Origin of the sequence: Herbiconiux sp. VKM Ac-2851, from assembly GCF_013205105.1 — a bacterium.
Taxonomy (GTDB): domain Bacteria; phylum Actinomycetota; class Actinomycetes; order Actinomycetales; family Microbacteriaceae; genus Herbiconiux; species Herbiconiux flava.
Genome location: NZ_JABMLJ010000002.1, coordinates 657474 through 678005, shown reverse-complemented (window position 1 = coordinate 678005; position 20532 = coordinate 657474). Strand labels below are relative to the sequence as shown.

Annotated in this window: 16 protein-coding genes; 6 read left to right on the top strand and 10 right to left on the bottom strand. The window is 71.2% G+C overall.

Annotated elements, in window-relative coordinates; genetic code table 11:
- Positions 1-93: 93 nt before the first annotated feature.
- Positions 94-549, top strand: coding sequence for an SRPBCC family protein (locus HQQ85_RS09860; protein WP_173182324.1), 456 nt, complete (start codon positions 94-96; stop codon positions 547-549).
- Positions 550-774: 225 nt separating this feature from the next.
- The gene (locus tag HQQ85_RS09855) at positions 775-4182 is read left to right on the top strand and encodes a S8 family serine peptidase (protein ID WP_173182323.1); all 3408 of its coding nucleotides are present in this window, start codon (positions 775-777) and stop codon (positions 4180-4182) included.
- 57 nt (positions 4183-4239) lie between these two features.
- Here HQQ85_RS09855 and HQQ85_RS09850 read toward each other — a convergent pair whose 3' ends face one another.
- The 10 genes from HQQ85_RS09850 to HQQ85_RS21645 form a co-directional block, all read right to left on the bottom strand.
- On the bottom strand, positions 4240-5748 hold the full coding sequence (locus HQQ85_RS09850; RefSeq protein WP_173182322.1) for an aldehyde dehydrogenase family protein: 1509 nt from the start codon (positions 5746-5748) through the stop codon (positions 4240-4242).
- Between the two features lie 36 nt (positions 5749-5784).
- A complete protein-coding gene (locus HQQ85_RS09845) occupies positions 5785-6840 on the bottom strand; it encodes a LacI family DNA-binding transcriptional regulator (protein WP_216851609.1) in 1056 nt (351 codons plus the stop codon).
- Positions 6837-8048 carry a fumarylacetoacetate hydrolase family protein gene (locus HQQ85_RS09840; RefSeq protein ID WP_173182321.1) on the bottom strand — a complete coding sequence of 404 codons (1212 nt, stop codon included), beginning with the start codon at positions 8046-8048 and terminating at the stop codon, positions 6837-6839. Before HQQ85_RS09840 ends, HQQ85_RS09845 begins: the two co-directional genes overlap by 4 nt.
- A 46-nt stretch (positions 8049-8094) precedes the next feature.
- Positions 8095-8883 carry an enoyl-CoA hydratase/isomerase family protein gene (locus tag HQQ85_RS09835; protein WP_173182320.1) on the bottom strand — a complete coding sequence of 263 codons (789 nt, stop codon included), beginning with the start codon at positions 8881-8883 and terminating at the stop codon, positions 8095-8097.
- Positions 8880-10031: a carbohydrate ABC transporter substrate-binding protein gene (locus tag HQQ85_RS09830; protein WP_173182319.1), complete on the bottom strand. Its 1152-nt coding sequence runs from the start codon at positions 10029-10031 to the stop codon at positions 8880-8882. The genes HQQ85_RS09835 and HQQ85_RS09830 overlap by 4 nt, the downstream gene beginning before the upstream one ends.
- On the bottom strand, positions 10028-11314 hold the full coding sequence (locus HQQ85_RS09825) for a CaiB/BaiF CoA-transferase family protein (protein WP_173182318.1): 1287 nt from the start codon (positions 11312-11314) through the stop codon (positions 10028-10030). The genes HQQ85_RS09830 and HQQ85_RS09825 overlap by 4 nt, the downstream gene beginning before the upstream one ends.
- Positions 11315-11414: 100 nt before the next feature.
- Complete coding sequence (locus tag HQQ85_RS09820; protein ID WP_216851608.1) at positions 11415-12551, bottom strand: aldose 1-epimerase family protein; 1137 nt, start codon at positions 12549-12551, stop codon at positions 11415-11417.
- Positions 12548-13291 carry an SDR family NAD(P)-dependent oxidoreductase gene (locus HQQ85_RS09815; RefSeq protein ID WP_216851607.1) on the bottom strand — a complete coding sequence of 248 codons (744 nt, stop codon included), beginning with the start codon at positions 13289-13291 and terminating at the stop codon, positions 12548-12550. The genes HQQ85_RS09820 and HQQ85_RS09815 overlap by 4 nt, the downstream gene beginning before the upstream one ends.
- A 49-nt stretch (positions 13292-13340) precedes the next feature.
- The gene (locus HQQ85_RS09810; RefSeq protein ID WP_173182316.1) at positions 13341-14255 is read right to left on the bottom strand and encodes a sugar phosphate isomerase/epimerase; all 915 of its coding nucleotides are present in this window, start codon (positions 14253-14255) and stop codon (positions 13341-13343) included.
- Between the two features lie 132 nt (positions 14256-14387).
- Positions 14388-15488 carry a Gfo/Idh/MocA family protein gene (locus HQQ85_RS21645; protein WP_216851606.1) on the bottom strand — a complete coding sequence of 367 codons (1101 nt, stop codon included), beginning with the start codon at positions 15486-15488 and terminating at the stop codon, positions 14388-14390.
- Positions 15489-15634: 146 nt separating this feature from the next.
- Here HQQ85_RS21645 and HQQ85_RS09800 point away from each other — a divergent pair, with 146 nt between their 5' ends.
- From HQQ85_RS09800 to HQQ85_RS09785, 4 genes are all read left to right on the top strand, one after another.
- Positions 15635-16723 carry a substrate-binding domain-containing protein gene (locus HQQ85_RS09800; protein ID WP_173182315.1) on the top strand — a complete coding sequence of 363 codons (1089 nt, stop codon included), beginning with the start codon at positions 15635-15637 and terminating at the stop codon, positions 16721-16723.
- A 91-nt stretch (positions 16724-16814) separates the two neighbouring features.
- Positions 16815-18443 (top strand): sugar ABC transporter ATP-binding protein, encoded by a 1629-nt coding sequence (locus HQQ85_RS09795; protein WP_173182314.1) that lies wholly within the window; start codon positions 16815-16817, stop codon positions 18441-18443.
- Positions 18440-19486 carry an ABC transporter permease gene (locus HQQ85_RS09790; protein WP_173182313.1) on the top strand — a complete coding sequence of 349 codons (1047 nt, stop codon included), beginning with the start codon at positions 18440-18442 and terminating at the stop codon, positions 19484-19486. The genes HQQ85_RS09795 and HQQ85_RS09790 overlap by 4 nt, the downstream gene beginning before the upstream one ends.
- Entirely contained in the window at positions 19483-20523 is a 1041-nt protein-coding gene (locus HQQ85_RS09785; protein ID WP_173182312.1) for an ABC transporter permease, read from the top strand. Before HQQ85_RS09790 ends, HQQ85_RS09785 begins: the two co-directional genes overlap by 4 nt.
- Positions 20524-20532 lie beyond the last annotated feature (9 nt).

Below are 20532 nucleotides of genomic sequence, written 5' to 3'. Positions count from 1 at the left end.
CTGAGTGCTGGGTGTGCGTCGGTTGGCAGTGGCACCCGTACGTCGTTGGGTGGGGAGTACACCCAGAGACGAACACGAAGAAGGAGTACAGCCATGGCTCAGATCATCGAGACCGTCGACGTCGAGGTCCCCGTACGCACCGCGTACAACCAGTGGACCCAGTTCGAGTCGTTCCCCAAGTTCCTCGACTTCATCGAGACGATCGACCAGCAGGACGACACCCACACCCACTGGAAGGTGAACATCGCCGGCCAGGAGCGCGAGTTCGACACCGTGATCAGCGAGCAGCACCCCGACGAGCGCGTCGCCTGGACGAGCACCGGCGGCGAGGTCGACCACGCTGGCGTCGTGACCTTCCACAAGCTCAGCGACACCACCTCCCGCGTCACCGTGCAGATCGACTGGGAGCCCGAGGGCATCGTCGAGAAGATCGGCTCGGCCGTCGGCGTGCCGACCCACGCGGTGAAGAAGGACCTCGAGAAGTTCAAGGAGTTCATCGAGTCGCAGGGCTCGGAGACGGGTGCCTGGCGCGGCGACGTCGAGGCCTGATCCTCACTCTTCCCACCTCGCTCTTCCCACAGGGGGCGCTCCGATCGGGGCGTCCCCTTCGGCGTTCCTCCCCCGCACCGTCTCTCCCCCATCCGGGGGTGGACTGTACTCGAATGTGAACGAAATCAACAGACTTCACTTCGGCTGAGATTCTCCGCATAATCAACGGACACTCACATCGTTCTGTGATGTTCATCGATTAGCCCCTTGAGAAAGCAGCCCTACGTGCCCCTTGCCTCCGCGCGTCCTCTGTTCCGATCCGATCCGGGCGGGGGGCCACGAGGCCGCCGTTCCCGGCAGGCCGCCGCGCTCGTCGCGGTCGCCGGCATCATCGCCGCCGGCTCGTTCGCCTTCTCGAGCGCCTCGGCGGCGCCCGCCGGTTCGGCCGTCAAGCCGCCCGTCGGCCCCTCCGTGCCGGTGAGCTACGTCGACGGCACCTACATCGTCACCCTGGTCGACGACCCCGCGGCCACCTACACCGGGTCGGACCAGCGCTTCGCGCAGACCGCCCCCGAGGGCGGTCAGCAGCTCGAGGCCGCGGCCCCGGCGGTCGAGGCGTACTCGGCGCACCTGCAGAACCAGCAGGACGCCGTGGCCTCGTCGGTCGGCGCCTCGGTCGGCTACAGCTACACGCTCACCCTGAACGGATTCTCGGCGAACCTCACCGCCGACCAGGCCGCCGAGCTCGCGAACCGTCGCGATGTCGCGGCCGTCACCAAGTCCGAGGTGAAGCACCTCGACCGGGCTCCCGCCGCCGCCCCCACGGCACCGGTGGAGGCCGCGGCCCTGACGCCGTTCCCCGAGACCGGACAGCAGTCCTCCACCGACTTCCTCGGCCTGAGCGGGGACGACGGCCTCTGGTCGGAGCTCGGCGGTCAGTCGCAGGCCGGTGCGGGCATCGTCGTCGGCGACATCGACAGCGGCATCGCGCCCGAGAACCCCTCCTTCGCGGGCGACACCCTGGGCACGGCGGAAGGCGCCGAGCCCTACCTCGACGGCGACCGCATCGTGTTCGAGAAGTCCGACGGCCAGACCTACTCCGGCATCTGCCAGCCCGGCCTGGACGGCGATCAGCAGTGGACCGGCGAGGAGTGCAACACCAAGCTCATCGGCGCCAGCTGGTTCCTGCCCAAGTCGCTCTACGACCTGGTGGGCACCCCCGATCGCCCCGAGTTCCTCTCGCCTCGCGACGGCGACGGCCACGGCTCGCACACCACCTCGACCGCGGCGGGCAACGCCGACGTCGACGCCACCATCGGCGACTACGACTTCGGCGACATCTCCGGTGTCGCCCCGGCCGCCAAGGTCGCGGAGTACAAGGTCTGCTGGAACGGCAACGGCAAGGAGACCGACGACGGCTGCTACACGGAGTCGATCCTCGCGGCGATCGAGCAGGCCGTGGCCGACGGCGTCGACGTGATCAACTACTCGATCGGCGGCGGCGCGGCCACCTCCACCTTCGCCCTGGAGGACCAGGCGTTCTTCGGTGCCGCGGCGGCGGGCGTCTTCGTCTCGGCCTCGGCCGGCAACTCGGGCCCCGGCGCGAGCACGCTCGACCACGCCTCCCCCTGGTACACCACCGTGGCGGCCTCGTCGATCCCGACCTACACCGCGACCGCGGAGCTCGGCAACGGCGAGAAGTTCGCCGGCGCCTCGATCACCGTGCACGAGCCCGTGACGGCTCCGCTGGTGCTCGGTGACGACGTGGGAGGCGACGACGGCGACGTCGACCCGACCATCTGCGAGACGGGCAGCCTCTCGCCCGCGCTCACCGCCGGGAAGATCGTCGTCTGCGAGGCCGGCGTCACCGCCCGCGTCTCGAAGTCGGCCGAGGTCGCCCGCGCGGGCGGTGTCGGCATGCTGCTGGTGAACCCGTTCCCGAACGCGAACCACGCCGACGACCACTCGGTGCCGTCCATCCAGATCGACTCCGACCACTACGACGCGATCTACGCGTACGCGGCCACCGCCGGTGCCACCGCGACGCTCGTCGAGGGCAACACCTCCGGTGAGGAGCGCCCCGTTCCCCAGGTCGCCGGATTCTCGTCCCGCGGCCCGGCCGAGGCCGACACCGCCGACGTGCTGAAGCCCGACATCACCGCTCCCGGTGTGTCGATCCTGGCCGACGGCGCGAACCAGCAGGGCGACGACCCGAGCTTCCAGTTCGAGTCGGGCACCTCGATGTCCGCGCCGCACGTGGCCGGTCTCGCGGCGCTCTACCTGACGAAGTTCCCGAACGCCTCGGTCTCGACCATCAAGTCGTCGATGATGACCTCGGCGTACGACTCGGTGCAGCAGGACGGTTCGCCCTCGAGCGACGTGTTCGCCCAGGGCGCGGGTCACGTCGACCCGAGCCGCATGCTCGACCCGGGACTCGTCTACGACAGCGCGCCGCAGGACTGGTACGCCTTCCTGCTCGGTGAGGGCTACGTCTTCCCCGAGCCGCTCGGCGTGGAGCCGATCGACCCGTCCGACCTGAACCAGCCCTCGATCGCCATCGGCTCGCTGGCCGGGCTGCAGACGGTCACCCGCACGGTCACCTCGACCGCCGCGGGCAGCTACACCGCGTCGCTCGACATCCCGGGGGTCGAGACCACGGTCACGCCCTCGACGCTGTCGTTCGGCGCGGCCGGCGAGACCGCCAGCTACACCGTCACCTTCGACGTCGCGGACGCCCCGCTCGACGAGTTCGCCACCGGCTACCTCGTCTGGTCGGGTGACACCGGCGAGGTGCGCAGCCCCGTGGCCGTGCGCCCCGTCGCGCTGGCGGTGCCCTACGAGGTCTCCGGCGAGGGCAACTCGGGCACCGTCTCGGTGCCGGTGACGCCCGGCATCGACGGCAACCTGCCGCTCGCCGTCACCGGCCTCGCCGAGGGAACCCTCGTCGAGGACGCCAGCGCCGGCGACGGCCACTCCGGCTCGCTGCCCAAGGGCGAGACCTTCGAGTCGACGGTGACCGTCGAGGAGGGAACCTCGTTCGCGCGGTTCGACCTCGACGCCCTCACCGACACCGACGACCTGGACCTCTACGTCGACCGGATCGGGGAGGACGGCAAGCCCGTCACCTCGTACACCTCGGCGACCGGTTCGGCCGACGAGCGCGTGGACATCGAGAACCCCGAGCCCGGTACCTACCGGGTGACGGTGGACATCTTCTCGGTGACCGACGGCTCGGACGCGTCGGTGTTCGACCTGGTCGAGTACCTGCTCGGAGTCGGCGAGACCCCCGGCGCGCTCACCGCGCCGGCCTCGCTCGACCTGGTCTCGGGTCAGGCCACGAGCTACGACGTGAGCTGGACCGACCTCGACGGCCCGGCCCGCTTCCTCGGCTCGGTCGCCTACGGCGACACCGGTCTCTCGACGCTGGTCTCGGTCACCACGACCCAGGCCCTGCCGACGCCGACGCCCACGCCCACCGAGACCGCGACGCCGACGCCGGGGCCGAGCGGCTCTCCGGCACCGGGTGACCCGGGTGCCACCAGCGCTCCGGCACCGGGTGCGGGCGGCAGCGGCTCGGCCGGCCTCGCCAACACCGGCTTCGCCGGACTCGGCATCGGCATGATGGCCCTGGTCGTGCTGGCCGGCGGCATCGCCGTGGTGCTGGTGATGCGCCGCCGCGCCTCGCGCAGCTAGGCGGGAACACGTGAAGGGGGCGGGCCGTGAGGCCCGCCCCCTTTCGTCGTCCCCGGCTCAGGCCGGCAGCGTCAGCACGCCGTCGACCCGGCGCGGGATGCCCGTGAAGCCGTCCCGCAGCTCCTCCGGCAGCGCCGCCTCCGGCGCGTTCTGCCACGCGAGCGGGCGCAGGAAGCGGCGCACCGCCGTGACCCCCACCGAGGTGTGCTGCGAGTTCGTCGACGGCCACGGCCCCCCGTGCTGCTGCGCCCAGGCGACGCGCACCCCGGTCGGGTAGCCGTTGAAGACCACCCGGCCCGAGCTGGCCTCGAGCGTCGAGGACAGCGAGGACACCACGTCGGGCTCGTCGTCCTCGACGTGCAGCGTGGCGGTCAGCGACCGCGGGATTCGGCCGAACGCCTCCCGCACCTCGTCGAGCGAATCGTAGCGGGCCACCACCACGAGCGGGCCGAAGGCCTCCTCGGCGAGCTCGGCCCCGAGGGTCTCCGCGGTGGTCTCGAGCAGGCGCGGCGAGACCGCGAACCCCGACCCCTCCTCCGGGGAACCGCCCGAGGCCCCGACCACCGCGCCGGCGGCCACGAGCCGGTCGGCGATCTCGCCGAACGAGGTCTGGATGCGGTCGTTCAGCAGCACCTGCGGCCCGGCCGCCGAGGTGAGCGACTCGAGGGCGTCGACGACCGCCTGGCCCTCCGGCCCCGAGGGCACGAAGGCGATGCCCGGCTTCGTGCAGAGCTGCCCGGCCGAGCCGGTGTACGAGGCGAACAGCCCCTCGGCGATCGCAGCACCGCGCGAGGCGGCTGCACCCGGCGACACCACGAGCGGGTTGATGCTCGACAGCTCGCCGAAGAACGGGATCGGGTCGGGCCGCTGGTCGATCGCCCGCTGCAGTGCCTCGGCCGCGCCGAGCGACCCCGTGAAGCCGGCCGCCTTGATGGCAGGCTCCTGCACGAGGGTCACGCCGGCCTGCTGTCCGTAGACGATGCCGAAGGTGCCGCGCGGGGCACCGACCGACTCGGCGGCCCGCTGCAGCACCTCGTACGACAGCTTCGAGGTGAGCGGATGCGAGCCGTGCGCCTTGACGACCACCGGCGATCCGGCGGCGATCGCCGACGCCACGTCACCCCCGAGCACCGAGAAGGCGAAGGGGAAGTTGCTCGAGCCGAACACCGCGACGGGGCCGATGGACACGAGCATCCGTCGCACGTCAGGAGCTGCGCCGAGCGGGGTGTCACCGGCGTGGTCGATGGCCGCCTCGACGAACGAGCCCTCGCGCACGGCCTCGGCGAAGAGCGAGAACTGGAAGGCGCTGCGGCCGGCCTCGCCCGTGAGACGAGCCGTGCCGAGTCCGGTCTCCGCGTCGGCGGCGGCCACGAGCTCGTCGCGGGCGGCGAGCACCCCGGCGGCCATGGCGTCCAGCAGCTGCGCGCGGAACTCCCTGCCCCGCGACTGCAGCTCCTGGGCGGCCGACTCGGCACGCAGGGCGATCTCGTGCACGGTCTCGGGCGAGGTGGGCGCGAGTGAGGTGGCAGCGCTAACACCGGTTCGCGGATCTGTGGTGGTGAGCATCGGTACTCCTTCGGGGGGTGTGGGGTGCAGGAAAGGTCAGGCGCTCTCGCGCGCCACGACCGAGAAGCCGAGGTCGATCTCGGCGGTCTCACGGGTGCCGCCGGTCATCCGCGCGAGCAGCAGCTCGCCTGCCGCGGTGCCGATCTGGCGGTTGGGCACGGCGACCGTGGTGAGGGTCGGAACGAGGTGCCGCCCGATCTCGAAGTCGCCGAAGCCCGTCACGGCGATGTCGCCCGGCACCGAGATGCCGGCGCGGGCGCACTCGAGCACCGCACCGGCGGCGAACACGTCGCTGGCGAACATCAGCACGTCGGTCTCCGGATGCGCGGCCCGCGTCTCGGTGAGCAGCCGCCGCCCGGTGTCGTAGTCGACCGTCGCGGTGCCCGAGTCGACGACCCGCACGGGCTCGCCCGGGAACAGCGCACCCACCGACTCCTCGAAGCTCGCGCGCCGCGCGAGCGCCCGGAAGTCGCCCGTCTGGAACGAGCCGGCGAACGTCGGATGCCGATAGCCGCGATCGCGCGCGAACTCCACGAGGGCCCGGATGGCCGCACTGTTCGAGAAGCCGACCACGCTGTCGATCGGGGTGTCGGTGAGGTCCCAGGCCTCGACCACGGGCACCTTCGACTCGCGCAGCAGGTGCCCGGTGTTCGGCGAGTGGTCGGTTCCGACGATGAAGATGCCGTCGGGGCGGCGGCCGAGGAAGGCCCGAACGAGCTCCTCCTCGTGGCCCGGACGGTAGGACGTCGAACCGATGAAGAGCTGGTACCCCTCGGGGGCGAGCACCTCCTCGAGGCCCTGCAGGGCATCCGCGAACACCGAGGCGGAGACCGCGGGGATGATCGCCGCGACCGTCATGCTGCGATTGGAGGCGAGGTTCGAGGCCGCGAGGTTCGGCACGTAGCCCGTCTCGCTGATGGAGTTGCGCACGCGCTCGAGCGTGAACTCCGACACCAGCTGCGGGCTGCGGATCGAGCGGGAGACGGTCTGCGGCGACACCTGCGCGTGCCGCGCGACGTCTTCGAGGGTGACCGAGTGCGTCGAGCGGCGCGAGGGGCGCGTGACCAGTTCGGCGACGGCCCCGTCGCTCACAGCAGCGCCCGGCTCGCGAGGTTCCTCATCAGCGAGCCGATCCCGAACTCCCACGGTTCGCACCTCTCGCTCGCCTCGACCTGGTTGACCAGACTACCCAGTTCGCCCGAGGAGATCCGCACGATGTCGCCCCTCTTGTGGGTGAACCCCCGGTCGACGTCGTCGCGGTCGACGATGGGCGCGAACATGGTGCCGAGCATCAGCACGGCACCGTCGGGGTAGCGGTGCTGGGGGCCCTCGAGCTGGGCGACCAGGTCGAGGGGGTCGCGGCTGATCTGGCTCATCTCCGAGGTGCCGTCGAGGTGGAAGCCGTCCTCGCCGTCGATCTCGAGCGTGACGCTCATCCGCCGCACCGCGTCGAGGTCGAAGCCGTCGTCGAAGAGCCGCACGAGGGGCCCGAGAGCGCACGAGGCATTGTTGTCCTTCGCCTTGGGCAGCAGCAGGGCCGAGCGCCCCTCGACGTCGCGGAGATTCACGTCGTTGCCGAGCGTGGCGCCGACGATGCGGCCGGCGCGGTCGACGATCAGGGCGACCTCCGGCTCGGGGTTGTTCCAGAGCGAGGTCGAGAGCACGCCCACCTGGTCGGCGGTGCCGACCGCCGAGAGGGTCGGCCCCTTGGTGAAGATCTCGGCGTCGGGCCCGATGCCGACCTCGAGGTACTGGCTCCAGAGGCCCTCCCCCACGAGGTACTCCTTCAGTGCCACGGCGGCCGGCGAGCCGGGAACGATCTCGTGCAGGTCGGCGCCGATCTGCTCCAGGATGCCCGCCCGCATCCTCGCGGCCGCCTCGACGTCGCCCCGCACCCGCTCCTCGATCACCCGCTCGATCATCGACACGGCGAAGGTGACCCCGGCGGCCTTGAGGGTCTGCAGGTCGACGGGGGCGAGGAGCCACGGACGTTCCCGGTCGCGGGCGGCCGGAGCGGTGTTCGCGTAGATCTCCTCGAACGAGCCGAGGCGCGCACCGGCCGCCGCCCGCGCCGCCGTCGCCGGGTCGGCCTCGTCGGCCAGCGCGCTCACGGTCGGGAAGGTCGCGCTCAGATCGAGCACGCCGTCCGCGGTGACGAGCACGGGCGAGGGACCGTTCACCGCCGGGTTCCAGACGCGACCGACGAGCGTGCCGGCGGTGCCGTCGGCCGGCAGCGCCGCCGCGGCGTCGCCCGCCCAGTCGGCGCGGGGGGCGAGGGGGGTGGTGTCGGTGAGGCTCATGTGTTCTCCGTTGCGAGAGGGACGGGCGGGGGCGAGGGGGTCGGCGTCAGCGCCGACGGAAGACGCCGGGGCGCTTCTCGGCGAAGGCGGCGCGGCCCTCCGCGGCGTCGTCGGTAGCGAAGGTCACGGTCTGCAGGTCCCGCTCGTAGGCGATCGCCGCATCCTGGGGCAGGTTGTAGGCGGCCCGGAGGTTGGCCTTGGCCGTCTCGGCCGCGATCGGCGGCCGGGAGGCGATGGTGCGGCCGAGCTCGACGGCCCGCTCGAGCAGCGCCTCGGGCGCCACCAGCTCCGAGACGAGCCCCCAGGCGAGCGCCCGCTCGGCGTCGATCGGGTCGCCCGTCATCAGCATCAGCGCTGCGTTCGAGGCGCCGATCGAGTGGGCGAGGAAGGTGCTCATGCCGCCGCCGCCGATCCAGCCGAGCTTGATCTCGGGCGCCGCGAACGACGCCGTGGTGGAGGCGAGACGGATGTCGCAGGTCATCGCCGTCTCGAGTCCGCCGCCGAAGGCGTAGCCGTTCACGGCCGCGATCACGGGCTTCCGCAGCAGCCGCAGGGCGTCGCAGTAGTCCTCCCGGTTCCGGAAGTCCCACGGGGTGGCGTACTTGTCGAGCGAGCGGATGTCCGAGCCGGCGCAGAAGGCCCGCTCCCCCGCCCCGGTCAGCACCAGCACGCGCACCTCGTCGCTGTCGTTCGCCCAGCCGGCGATCTCGACCAGCGCATCCGACATCTCCTGGGTGACGGAGTTGAGCTTCTGCGGACGGTTCAGCGTGACGACGGCCACCTGGTCGACGAGCTCGACGAGGATCTCGTCGGTGGCGGGCACGGGTGCGGTCATGAGGCGACCCCTTCGGTTCGGAGGACGGAGGTGCTGAAGGCCGAGCGGAGCCGCTCGAGCCCCTCGGCGACGGGCAGGGCGCCGGCCACGACTTCGCGCACGAGCGCCGAGGCCGCCGACTGGAACAGGATGTATCCCGCATAGCGCGGCCGCACCCAGGACGACTCGATCGTGGCGAGCGTCGCGCCGTAGAAGCCGCTCGCCGAGCGGTCGACGTCGGCGTCGGTCCAGGCCGCCCGAGCCGAGGGCTGGCCCGCGTGCCGGGGGATGAAGTCGCGCTGCGTCTCGTCCGACAGCAGCCGCGTGATGTGCGCGACGAGCTCGGGGGTGACCTCCGCGCGGCGGCTGACCGCGATGCCGGTGCCGCCGATGGTCGAGCCGCGTCGGCCGCCGGGGAGGGCGGCGGGAGCATCCGCGAATCGCAGCACGGGCGAGGAGTAGGTGACGTAGCCGTAGACGAGGGGGAGGTAGGCGATCTCGTCGGTGGCCGTCATGCGCTCGAGCAGGGCGATCGGGTTCTGGGTGGCGCTGCCGGCGGGGGCGCGCGCGCCGATCGAGCGCAGGATGTCGAGGGCGAGCGAGCCCGTGATGTCCGAGACGAAGGGCAGCTCGGGGTGGTCGGCGACCGGCTCGCCGAGGGCGGCGCAGATCGACGCGAAGCTGAGGAAGGCGTGGGGCCCGGCGAGGGAGAGGGCGACGGGCGCCTCCGCGGCGAGCTGCTCGACCTCGGCCCAGGTCTCGGGAGCGGCGACGCCCGGCAGCAGGTCGGTGCGGAGGGCGGCGACCTGGGTGGCCGCGTCCAGCGGCAAGGCCCACTGCCGGCCGAGCATCCGGTACGACTCGAACGACGGGCCAACCGACGCGCCGGCCCAGCGTTCGAGCAGCTCGGGGCCGACGACATCCTCCATCGGCTGAAGCGAGCCGAGCTCGAGCGCCTCGCCGAGGTGCGGGTGGTCGAGCACGATCAGGTCGAAGTCGCGGGCCAGCTCGTCGATCGGATGCGACTCGAAGTGCTCGAGCGAATGCGCCTGCCAGTCGATGTCGACCGCGTCGTCGCCGGCCGCGGCCGCCCGCAGGGCGTCGCGCCCCCGCGGGTGGTCCCAGGTGATGCCGCGGTACGCGGGCGCCGGGCCGGTCGCGCCTGTCATGCCGGTTCCGCGACCGCGAGCGGTTCCGCCACCGCGACCGCCTCCGGCTCGGCCGCCACCACGCCCGCACCGAGCAGCGCGTCGACGCGGTCGGCGGGCAGCCCCAGCTCGGCGAGGATCTCGCGCGTGTGCTCCCCCGTGAGCGGCGCCCCGCGGTCGATGCGCGCGGGCGTCTCCGACAGCTTGTACGGGAACCCGGGCGTCTTCACGAGCCCCTCGGTCGGGTGCTCGTACTCGATGAAGGTGCCGTTGTGCTTGATCTGCTCGTCGTCGACGAGATCCTGGTAGCCGTAGACGGGGCCCGCCCAGATGCCGGCGGCGCCGAGCGCCTCGAGCCACTCGGCCGTCGAGCGGGTCGCCAACCGCTCGGCGGTCTTGGCGTAGATCTCGTCGCGGTGGGTCCAGCTGTCGACCTCGGTGTCCATGCCGAGGAACCACTCCTCCTCGAGCACCTCGCCGAGCGTGTGCAGATCGGGCATGGCGAGCGCGAGGTAGCCGTCGGTGGTGGAGAAGGTGCCGTAGGGCGCCCGGATGTAGACGTGCGCGTGCGGCTGCTCGCTGCGGTGCTGGCCCACGCCGCCCACGGTGAAGACCGAGAGCTCCTGCATCTGCAGCGTCGTGATGGCGTCGAGCATGTTCACCGAGACGAGTTGCCCCTGCCCGGTGCGCTCACGGTGGAACAGCGCGGCCAGCACGCCCTCGAACGCCGTCGAGGCGGTGACGGCGTCGACGAGGTACTGCCCGGCGGGGGTCGGCGGATGCCCGGCACTCCCCGAGGAGAGCATGGCCCCGCTCATCGCCTGCAGCAGCAGGTCCTGACCCGGGCGGTTGCGGTAGGGCCCGTCCTCGCCGTAGCCCGAGATCGACACGTAGACGATCGACGGGTTGATGGCGCGCAGCGTCTCGTAGTCGACGCCGAGCCGGGCGGCCACACCGGGCCGGTAGTTCTGCAGGAACACGTCCGCCGTCTTCACCAGCTCATAGAGGATCTCGCGGCCCTCGTCGGCCTTCAGGTCGACCCCGATGGAGCGCTTGTTGCGGTTCAGCGACAGGAACGAGACGTTGATCCGGTTGCCGGTCGCCCCACCCGCCGCCGCGTGCCGCTGCCACTCGCCGCGGGTCGGCTCGACCTTGATCACGTCGGCGCCGAGGTCGCCGAGGCGCTGCGCCGCGAAGGGGCCCGCCATCGCGATCGAGCAGTCGAGCACCCGGATGCCCGAGAGCACCTCGGGGGCCGCCGAGGGGTCGCCCGACGGGGAGGCGGGGGTGGTGGTGTCGGTCATCGGTGACTCCTCGGTTCACGGGGGCCGCGCATCCGCTCGTCGCGGACTGGCAGCGCTAACATAAGACTATCGCCGGATGCGGAAACAGGCACGGTGGCGCCTACTCGGGCTGTCCGTGGATGGCGCGGATCGCCTCGGCCGAGGCCCGCGTCTCGGCCGAGCCGTCGAGCACCCGCACCGTGGTGGAGTACTCGCGGCGCTCGCCGTGCTCGAGCCAGATCATCGACCCGTTCTCGCGGGCCGCGGCGTCGCCGTCGACGTGGTGGGTCGAGGGCTCGAGGCCCACGGCGTACTGGCCGCTGCGCAGGTTCTGCCACTCGAAGAAGTGCGGCATGCCCTCCGCGCTCCAGCTGACCTCGACACCGCGGGAGTCGTCGGCGGCGATCAGCGCCACGCGATGCCGGCCGTCGGGTCCGGCCACGAGCTCGTGCTCGAAGACCTGCTCGACGAAGCCCGGCTGCGGGGCCGGCAGCGTGCGGTACGACACGCCCTGCTCGGCCGCCGAGTCGGAGGACCAGAGGGTCTTCGCGATCGAGGCGACGAGCCGGGTACCCTCGTCGACGAAGGGCCAGCCGATGTTCAGGTGGTAGAGGAACATGTGCGGCGTGCGCTCGAAGCCGAGGTTCTCGACCGTGTCGTTCCAGCGGATCTCGCGGCCGGTGAAATCGAGCTCGACCGTGCGGGTGAGCTTCAGGTGCTCACCGAACGAGGTCGCCTGAACCACCTCTCCGACGACCCGCAGCACCGAGTCGCCGGTGTCGGCGTCGACGATCTCGCGCGCCTCCAGCAGCCGGGCCGGGATGGCGGTGAGCCGGCCGTGCAGGCCGTGGGTGACGCTCTGCTTGGGCGGGTAGCCGTACTGCTGCGCATCCACCTCGCCGCCGAAGAGGGTGTGGTCGAGCCCGCCGGTGACGAGCAGCCCGTCGAGGGCTCGCAGCCACGACAGGCCGCCCTCGTCGCTGTGCTCGTGCAGCCCGGGGTGCCGGAAGCCGTTGCCCGAGCGCCAGCCGAACGGCACGCCGCGAAGCCTCGCCGAGCCGAAGTCGAAGGCCCGGTCGACGAGCACCTCGAGCTCGAGGCCCGCAGCGGTGCGCAGCTCGAGGGCGCGCACGCCCCGCTCCACGCCGTCGTCGAGAACCACCGAGCGGATGCCCGCCACCGCCGACAGGTCACCCGTGCGTTCGGCGAGCTCACGCCGACTCAGCTGCTGCCCGAAGATCTCCACTGCATTCCTCATTCCATGATCCAGCCGCCGTCGACGTTGATGGTCTGGCCCGTGACGAACGACGAGTCGGGGCCCACCAGGAACGATATGACGGCCGCGAGCTCGGCGTCGCTCCCCCGGCGCTTGAGCGCCTGGTGCTCGATGACGTGGGCCGAGTACTCGGCCGCGTCGCCCTGGATCTCCTCGGCCTTCGTGGGGAAGGCTCCGGGTGAGACCGCGTTCACCCGGATGCCGTGCTCGCCGAGCTCCCGGGCGAGCGCCCTCGTCAGCGCGACGGCCGCGCCCTTCGTCGAGACGTAGCTCGCGAGGTTCGACCAGCCGCCGTGCCAGGTGATGCTGCCGACGTTCACGATCGCGCCGGAGCGGCGCGCGACCATGCCGCGCGCCGCCACCTGGGCGGCGTAGAAGTAGCCGCGCTGGTTCACCGTGACGACGTCGTCGTACTCGGCGAGCGGGATCTCGAGGAACGGGGTGCTCGGGTAGATGGCCGCGTTGTTGATCAGCGCCTCGACGGGGCCGAAGTCCCGTTCGGTGCCCGCGACGGCCGCCTCGATGGCGTCGGAGTCGCGCAGGTCGACCTCGAGCATCCGCACCGGGAAGCCCTCGGCCTCCAGCTGCGCGGCGGTCTCGGCCAGATCCGCGCTCGCCCGGCCGAGCGCACCGATGGCGAAGCCGTCGGCCCCCAGCCGGAGTGCCGTGGCCCGGCCGAGCGCGCCGCCCGCGCCCGTGATGATCGCTACCTTGTCCTGCACGTGCATCCCTCTCGTGTCACCCGTCTCGCCGCCTGCCCCGCCGACTCGCCTAGATGTTGTACTTCTTGAGCGTATCGACGACGAACTGCTTGGCCCGCGGGATGTCGCTCTCGTCGAGGTGCTCGATGATCAGCGGCGCGTTCGGGTTCTGCTCGCTGAGGCGCTGCAGGTAGAGGTCGTAGTCGAGCGAGCCGAGACCGGCGGCCGGCAGCTCGATCTCGCCGACGCCGCGGAAGGTGTGCGAGGCGAGAGCGTCGTCGTCGCCGATGTCGGCGTGCTTCTCGCTCTTGTCGTCGCCCGCGCGCTTGACGTCCTTGGCGTGCGCCACGCGCACCCGGTCGCCGAGCACGTCGAAGACCTCGTTCAGCACGCCGGCCTGGTCGTCGATGTTGGTGGCGTCGAAGTAGTTGGTCGGGTCCATCAGCAGCTCGAGGCCCGGGGTGCGGATGTCGTTGAAGACGCGGGCGGTCTCGCGCACCGAGCCGATCACGTTGTTCACGTAGGTCTCGAGCAGGAAGGTCGCGCCGTGGTCGTACGCGGTCTGCGCCAGCTCGGCGAGAACGGTGCGCACCTGCTCGTAGGCGTCCTCGGAGCGGTTGTGCGGGTCGTGGTCCCACTCGCTCTCGGCGTTGAAGGTACCCGACTCGGAGATGACGTACTTCGAGCCGAAGTTGCGGGCGTTGCGGATGATCTCCTTCAGGTATTCGACGTTCGCCTTCCGGTGCTCGGGGTCGGGATGCACGATGTTCGTGTAGCCCGAGATGGCCGAGATCGGCAGGTCGTGGTCGCGGAAGGTGTCGCTGACCAGCTTCGCCTTCTCCTTGGTGATCTGGCCGGCGCCGAGGTCGAGGTCCTTAAAGTGCAGGTCGAGCTGCACGGTGTTGAAGCCGTGGGCGCGGATCTTCTCCGCGGTCGTCTTCAGGTCGTAGGGGTAGTAGGCGGTGAAGATGCCGAGCTGAATCATGGCGTCGTTGCTCCTTGGTCGATTCGAGTTGGGTTCGGTCGGTCGGTCGTGGGTGGTTCGGTCGTGCGTGGTTCGGTCGTCGGTCGGTCGGTCGGTCGGTCGGTTGCTCGTGCGTCGCTCGGTCGCGCGTGGTCAGACGGGGAACTCGTCGAGGCGCACCGGGCGCTTCTCGGCGATCGAGCGGTAGCCGGCCTCGATCAGCGCCATGGTGCGCACGTTGTCGGCGACGCTGAGCTCGGGGGCCGTGCCGGTCTCGACGGCGTGCTGCACCTGCTCCATCACGCCGATGAAGGCATGCGGGAACCAGTGCGTGTCCCAGCTCGGCTCCACCCATGTGCCTCCGGTGGCGTGGGTCGAGGCGTAGCGGATGCTCGACGGCACCCCGTGCGGCCAGCCGATGGTGCCCTGCGCGATGCCCGCGGTGCCCTCCACCCGCCAGCGGATGTAGAAGTCGTCGTCGAAGCCCTCCTCGCGGGGCCCGCCCCAGACGTCCTCGACACTGAGCGCCAGCACGCCCCCGGGGAAGCGCAGCGTGGACACGACGATCCCGTCCTCGTGCTCGAACGTCGTGCGCGGATCGCGGCGGGTCACGGTGGAGATCTCGGAGGGGTCGCCGAACAGGAAACGCAGCGCGTCGAGGTGGTGCACGCTCATGTTCGCCAGGGTCAGCCGGTCGTAGCCCTCGAGGAAGCCCTGCCAGTGCGGCACGGCGTGCATGTCGATCTGGGCGAAGACGGGGTCGCTGAGCACGCCCGCGTCGAGCAGCTGCTTCAGCACGCGGATCGACTGGTCGTAGCGCATGTTCTGGTTGACGCTCAGGATGGTGCCGGCCGCGGCAGCCTCGCCGCGCAGGGCGATCGCCTCGTCGAGGTCGAGCGCCAGCGGCTTCTGCGCGAGCACCGCCTTGATGTGCGGCTGCGCCAGGGCGGCGCGGATGATCGCCGGCTGCTGATCGGGCGGGAAGGCGATGTCGAGGATCTCGACGTCGGTGTCGGCGAGCAGCGCGTCGACCGTCTCATGCACGGTCGGGATGCCGTAGCGCTCCGCCACGGCCCGGGCGTTCGCCGGCGTGCGGGACGCGATGGCGACCACGGGGAAGCCCGCCTGCCGGTAGGCCTCGAGGTGCTGATCGGCCATGATCGCGCCGGCTCCGACGCAGCCGATGCGGTGGCTGCGGGTGCGGATCGGCACGTCGGGCTCGAAGCCCACGGCCGGTGTCGTCGTCGAGGTCACGGTGTCTCCTATCGCGTCGTTGCGACTCGTCTGCTGCGAACCTAGTGGATCACAATCGGAAATGCTAGCGCTACTGGCAGCGCTGCCATTAATCGGCTAGTGTGCCGACCACGCCCTGCACCATCGGCGATTTCAAAGGAGAAATCATGCAGCGACCCCAGCACGCCCGTCACTTCGCGAGGGGAGCCGCCGTCCTCGCGGCCGCCTCCTCGCTCGCCCTCCTCGCCGGCTGCACCAGCGCCCCGGCCGAAGGCGGAGGAGGCACCGACGCCGCCGGCGGCGGCGACGGCAAGTTCGTCATCGGCTTCGAGCAGCCCCTCGGCGGCCAGGCCTGGCGCGAGATGGGCCTCGCCTCGCTGCAGGCCCTCGCCGCCTCCCCCGAGTACAAGGACAAGGTCGAGCTCAAGATTGTTCGCACCAACGACAACGACGCGGCCCAGCAGAACGCGGCGATGCAGAACCTGATCGCCGACGGCGTCGACCTCATCCTGTTCGACCCGGCCTCGTCCTCCGGTGCCGACGCCGCCATCACCCAGGCGTCGGCGCAGGGCATCCCGGTCATCGCCAACGGCGGCCCCTACGACAGCGACGACGTCTACGTGGTCTCGACCGACTGGGCGAACGCCGGAACGATCGGCGCCGACTGGCTGCTGGAGAACCTCGGCGACGACAAGAACATCGCGGTGCTCGAGGGCCTCGCCGGCGTGCCGCTGAACGAGGGCACCATGCCCGGCGTGATCGAGACGCTCGAGGGCGGCGGCGCGACCGTCGTGGCTCAGGACACCAATGGCTGGAACGAGGCCACCGCCCAGGAGGCGATGTCGAACATCCTGCGCTCGAACCCCGATGTCGGCGGCGTCTACTCCTTCCTCACCGGCGGTCAGGGCGTGCCCGAGGCCTTCAAGGCCGCTGGGCTCCCCTTCGTGCCGGTCGTCGGCGGCTCCGGCTACAACGGCGAGGCCTGCACCCTGGCCGAGTACGCGCCCGAGGGCCTCACGGGCAACATGGTCTTCGGCCAGCCCGCCATCTACGCGAAGGGCCTCGAGCAGGCCGTCGCGCTGCTCGAGGGCGAGGAGATCGAGAAGGAGCAGTACTTCCCGCCGCTCGAGATCACCGAGGAGAACGCGGCCGACTTCTGCCTCGCCGACAAGCCGAACAACTTCCAGCTCGGCTACGACTTCCCGGGCCTCGACCTGACGCTCGACCAGGTCATGGAGTACTACTCGGGCTCCTGAGCCCGGGCACCATCCGATCGGCGGATGCCGCGGCTCAGGCTGCGGCATCCGCCCTCCTCCCCCGACTTCCATTCCCCTTCTGGAGGCTTCCGTGTCGACACCGACACCCGCACCCCCCATCGCGACCGGCGCCTCGACGGCGTCGGCGAGCGCGCCACAGACCGCCCCACCGGCGGTCCGTCCCGCCGCCCCTCCCGCCGGCGCCCTCCTCGTCGCCACCGACCTGGTGAAGAGCTACGGCCCGGTCAAGGCCGTGCAGGGCGTCACCTTCCACTGCAACCCCGGCGAGGTGCTGGCCCTGGTCGGCGAGAACGGCGCGGGCAAGAGCACCGTGGCCAAGATGCTCGCCGGCGCGGTCGCCCCCACCAGCGGCACCATCATCGTCGGCGGTGAGCCGCTCGCGTCGGGCAGTGTCAAGCAGTCGCGCCTGTCCGGCGTCCGCTGCGCCTTCCAGGAGCTGGCCCTCGTGCCCGACTGGACCGTGGCCGAGAACCTCTCCCTCCCCGACGGCGCTCCCCTGCGCGGCTTCTCGCAGAAGAAGTCGGTGGCGGCAGCATCCGCTCTGCTGAAGGCCTTCGACCTCCCCCACATCGACCCCCGCGCCGCCGTCGGCACCCTCTCGCTCGCCGACCGGCAGCTGGTGGAGATCGCCCGCGCACTCGCCGGCAAGCCCCGCCTGCTCATCCTCGACGAAGCCTCCTCGGCCCTCACTCCGCCCGGCGTGCAGTGGCTGTTCACGCGCATCCGGGAGCTCACCGCCGCCGGCGGCAGCGTGATCTACGTCTCGCACCGCCTGGGCGAGATCGCCGAGATCGCCGACCGCGGCACCGTGCTGCGGGACGGTCAGGTGGCCGGCGAGTTCGTGCGCGGCGGCTGGACCGACGACGAGCTCATCTCGCTGATGGCGGGCCGCGAGGCCGAGCGCTTCTTCCCCGACCCGCCCGAACGAACCACGGATGCGGTGGCCCTGTCGGTCACCGAGCTCCGTTCCGAGGGCCTCGACGGGGTCAGCCTGTCGCTCGGCGCCGGCGAGATCCTCGGCATCGGCGGCCTCCAGGGCCACGGCCAGGCCGAGCTGCTGCGCGCCCTGTTCGGCGCCGCCCCCGCGGTCGCCGAGGAGTGGACGATCGGCGGCCGCCGCATGAAGACCACCACCCCGGTGCGCTCGGTGCGCCACGGACTCGGCTACGTTCCCGAAGACCGCAAGCGCGAGGGCCTCGCCCTCGAGATGAGCGTCGGCGAGAACCTCCTCGCCCCCTGGCTGAAGGCCTACCAGCTCGGTGGGCGACCCCGCCTGGCGATGGAGCGAGGCTGGATCGACGGCATCCTGAGCGCTCTCTCGGTGCGCACGCGCGGCTCGAACGAGCTGGCCGGATCGCTCTCGGGCGGCAACCAGCAGAAGCTCGTGTTCGGCCGCTGGATGGACCGCTCACGGACGGTCATCCTGCTGCACGACCCCACCCGCGGCATCGACGTGCGCGCCAAGCAGGAGCTCTACGGGGCGATCGTCGACCTCGCGAAGCAGGGGGTGGGCATCCTGTGGTTCTCCACCGAGGTGGAGGAGCTCGTGCACGTCTGCCACCGGGTGGTCGTGCTCTACCAGGGCAAGGTCGCCGACGAGCTCACCGGCACGCGACTGACGGCGGATGCGATCGTCGGCGCCGCGGTCGGCTCCACCGGCTCCATCAGTCTCACCACCGACGAGGAGGACCTCCGATGACCGCCATCTCCACGCCGCGCACACCGTCCGCGACGCCGGCGACATCCACGCCCCCGCCGCCGCGCCGTCGCGGCTGGAACAGCACCGGAGTCACCCGCCTGCGCCGCGAGGGCGCCATCGCGCCGATCGCCGCATTCGTGGTGTTCTTCGTGGTCTACGTCATCATCAACCCCGAGCTGCTCACGCGGTTCCAGCTGCAGACGGCCTCGAACCTCGTGGTGCCGCTCGCCCTGGTGGCGCTCGGGCAGCTCGTGGTCGTGCTGGTCGGCGGCATCGACATCTCCATCGGCGCGATCATGAGCCTCTGCAACGTGGTGTTCGCCACGCAGCTGCTCACCCTGCCGGTGCCCGTGGCGATCCTGCTCGCGGTGCTGGTGGGGCTCGGATGCGGCCTGTTCAACGGCTTCCTCGTCGCGTACGCCGGGTTGCCGGCCATCGCGGTCACCCTGGCGAGCGCGTTCATCTTCGGCTCGCTGGCCCGCGAGGTGCTCGACCGGCCGGGCGGCGGCGTCACCAAGGAGATCTATCTCGCCACGAGCGGAGAGCTGCTGCCCTTCGTGCCGGTGGCGCTGGTGTGGCTCGCGGTGATCGCCGTGGGGCTGTGGCTGCTGCTGCAGCGCACGGCACTCGGCCGGCACATCTACGGGGTCGGATCGAACATGGAGAGCGTGCGGGCCGCCGGCATCAACGCCCGGCTCACCAAGCTGCTCGCCTTCGGGCTGGCCGGCGTGCTGACCTCGTTCGGCGCCATGATGCTCGCCTCCTCGACCGTCACGGGCGACCCGCGCTCGGGCGACCCGTACCTCCTGTCGTCCATCGCCGCCGTGGCCCTCGCGGGCGCCGCCTTCACCGGCGGGCGCGGCAGCATCATCGGCACCATCCTGGCGGCCTGCACCCTGGGGCTCATCGGCAACCTGCTGTTCTTCGCCGGGGTGAACTCGTACTGGCAGTACGTCATCAGCGCACTGATCATCGTGGCGGTCGTGGGGCTGCCCGTCGTGTGGCGCAGAGTCGCGTTCCGCGTGAAGGGAATCCGTTCATGACCACCGTCGCTCCTCCCTCATCCCCTTCTCCGTCGTCCTCTCCGTCTCCGGATGCGGGCACGTCCACCACGGGCGCCGTCGGCCGGCCGTCATTCGGCTCGATCATGGGCCGGGTTCCCCGCGCCGCCTGGCCGCTGGTGGCGTTCCTGGTGCTGTTCGCCATCGGCGGGCTGATCCGGCCCAACCTGGTGACCGTGGAGTCGCTGATCGGCACGGCGACCTTCGCGATCATCCTGGCCATCGCCTCGTTCGGGCAGACCATCGCGGTCATCCAGGCGGGCATCGACCTGTCGGTGCCGAACACGATCGGCCTGTCGGCGCTGGCCTTCCTGGCGCTGGTGGGGCCACTCGGCCCCCTCGGCGCGTTCGTGGCAGCGCTGGCGGCAGGTGCGGTGATCGGATTCTTCAACGGCGCCGTGATCGCGAAGCTCGGGCTGACACCGATCGTGACGACGATCGCGATGAACGGTCTGCTGTTCGGCGTCATCCTGCTGGCGTTCAATTTCTCGGAACTCACCGTCACGCCCGACTTCGTGATCGCCATCACGTCGGCCAAGCTCTCCGTCCTCGGCATCTCGATGCCCGCGGTGCTCCCGCTCGGCCTCGCCCTCATGGTGGTGCTGCAGCTGGTGCTCTCGTTCACCGGCTGGGGCCGCTCGCTGTTCGTAGTGGGAGCCGCGGCCGAGACCGCGCGACTGGCGGGCCTGCCGGTCGACCGCATCCGCATCACCGGCTACATGCTGAGCGGCGCCCTCGCGGCCTTCGCCGGCATCGTGATCGTGGGCTACTACCAGCAGGCCTCGGCCACCATGGGCGCGAGCTACCTGCTCTCGTCGGTGGCGGCGGTCGTCGTGGGCGGCGCCTCGATCTTCGGCGGCCGCGGCTCGGTCGTCGGCACCGTCGGCGGTGCGCTCGTGCTGGCGCAGGTGGCGACCCTGGTGACCGTTCTCAACCTCGGCACGAACATCCAGCAGCTGATCTATGGGGCGATCATCCTCGTGGTCATCTCCCTCTACGGGCGCCGCCGCGCGGCCTGACCGTGTTGG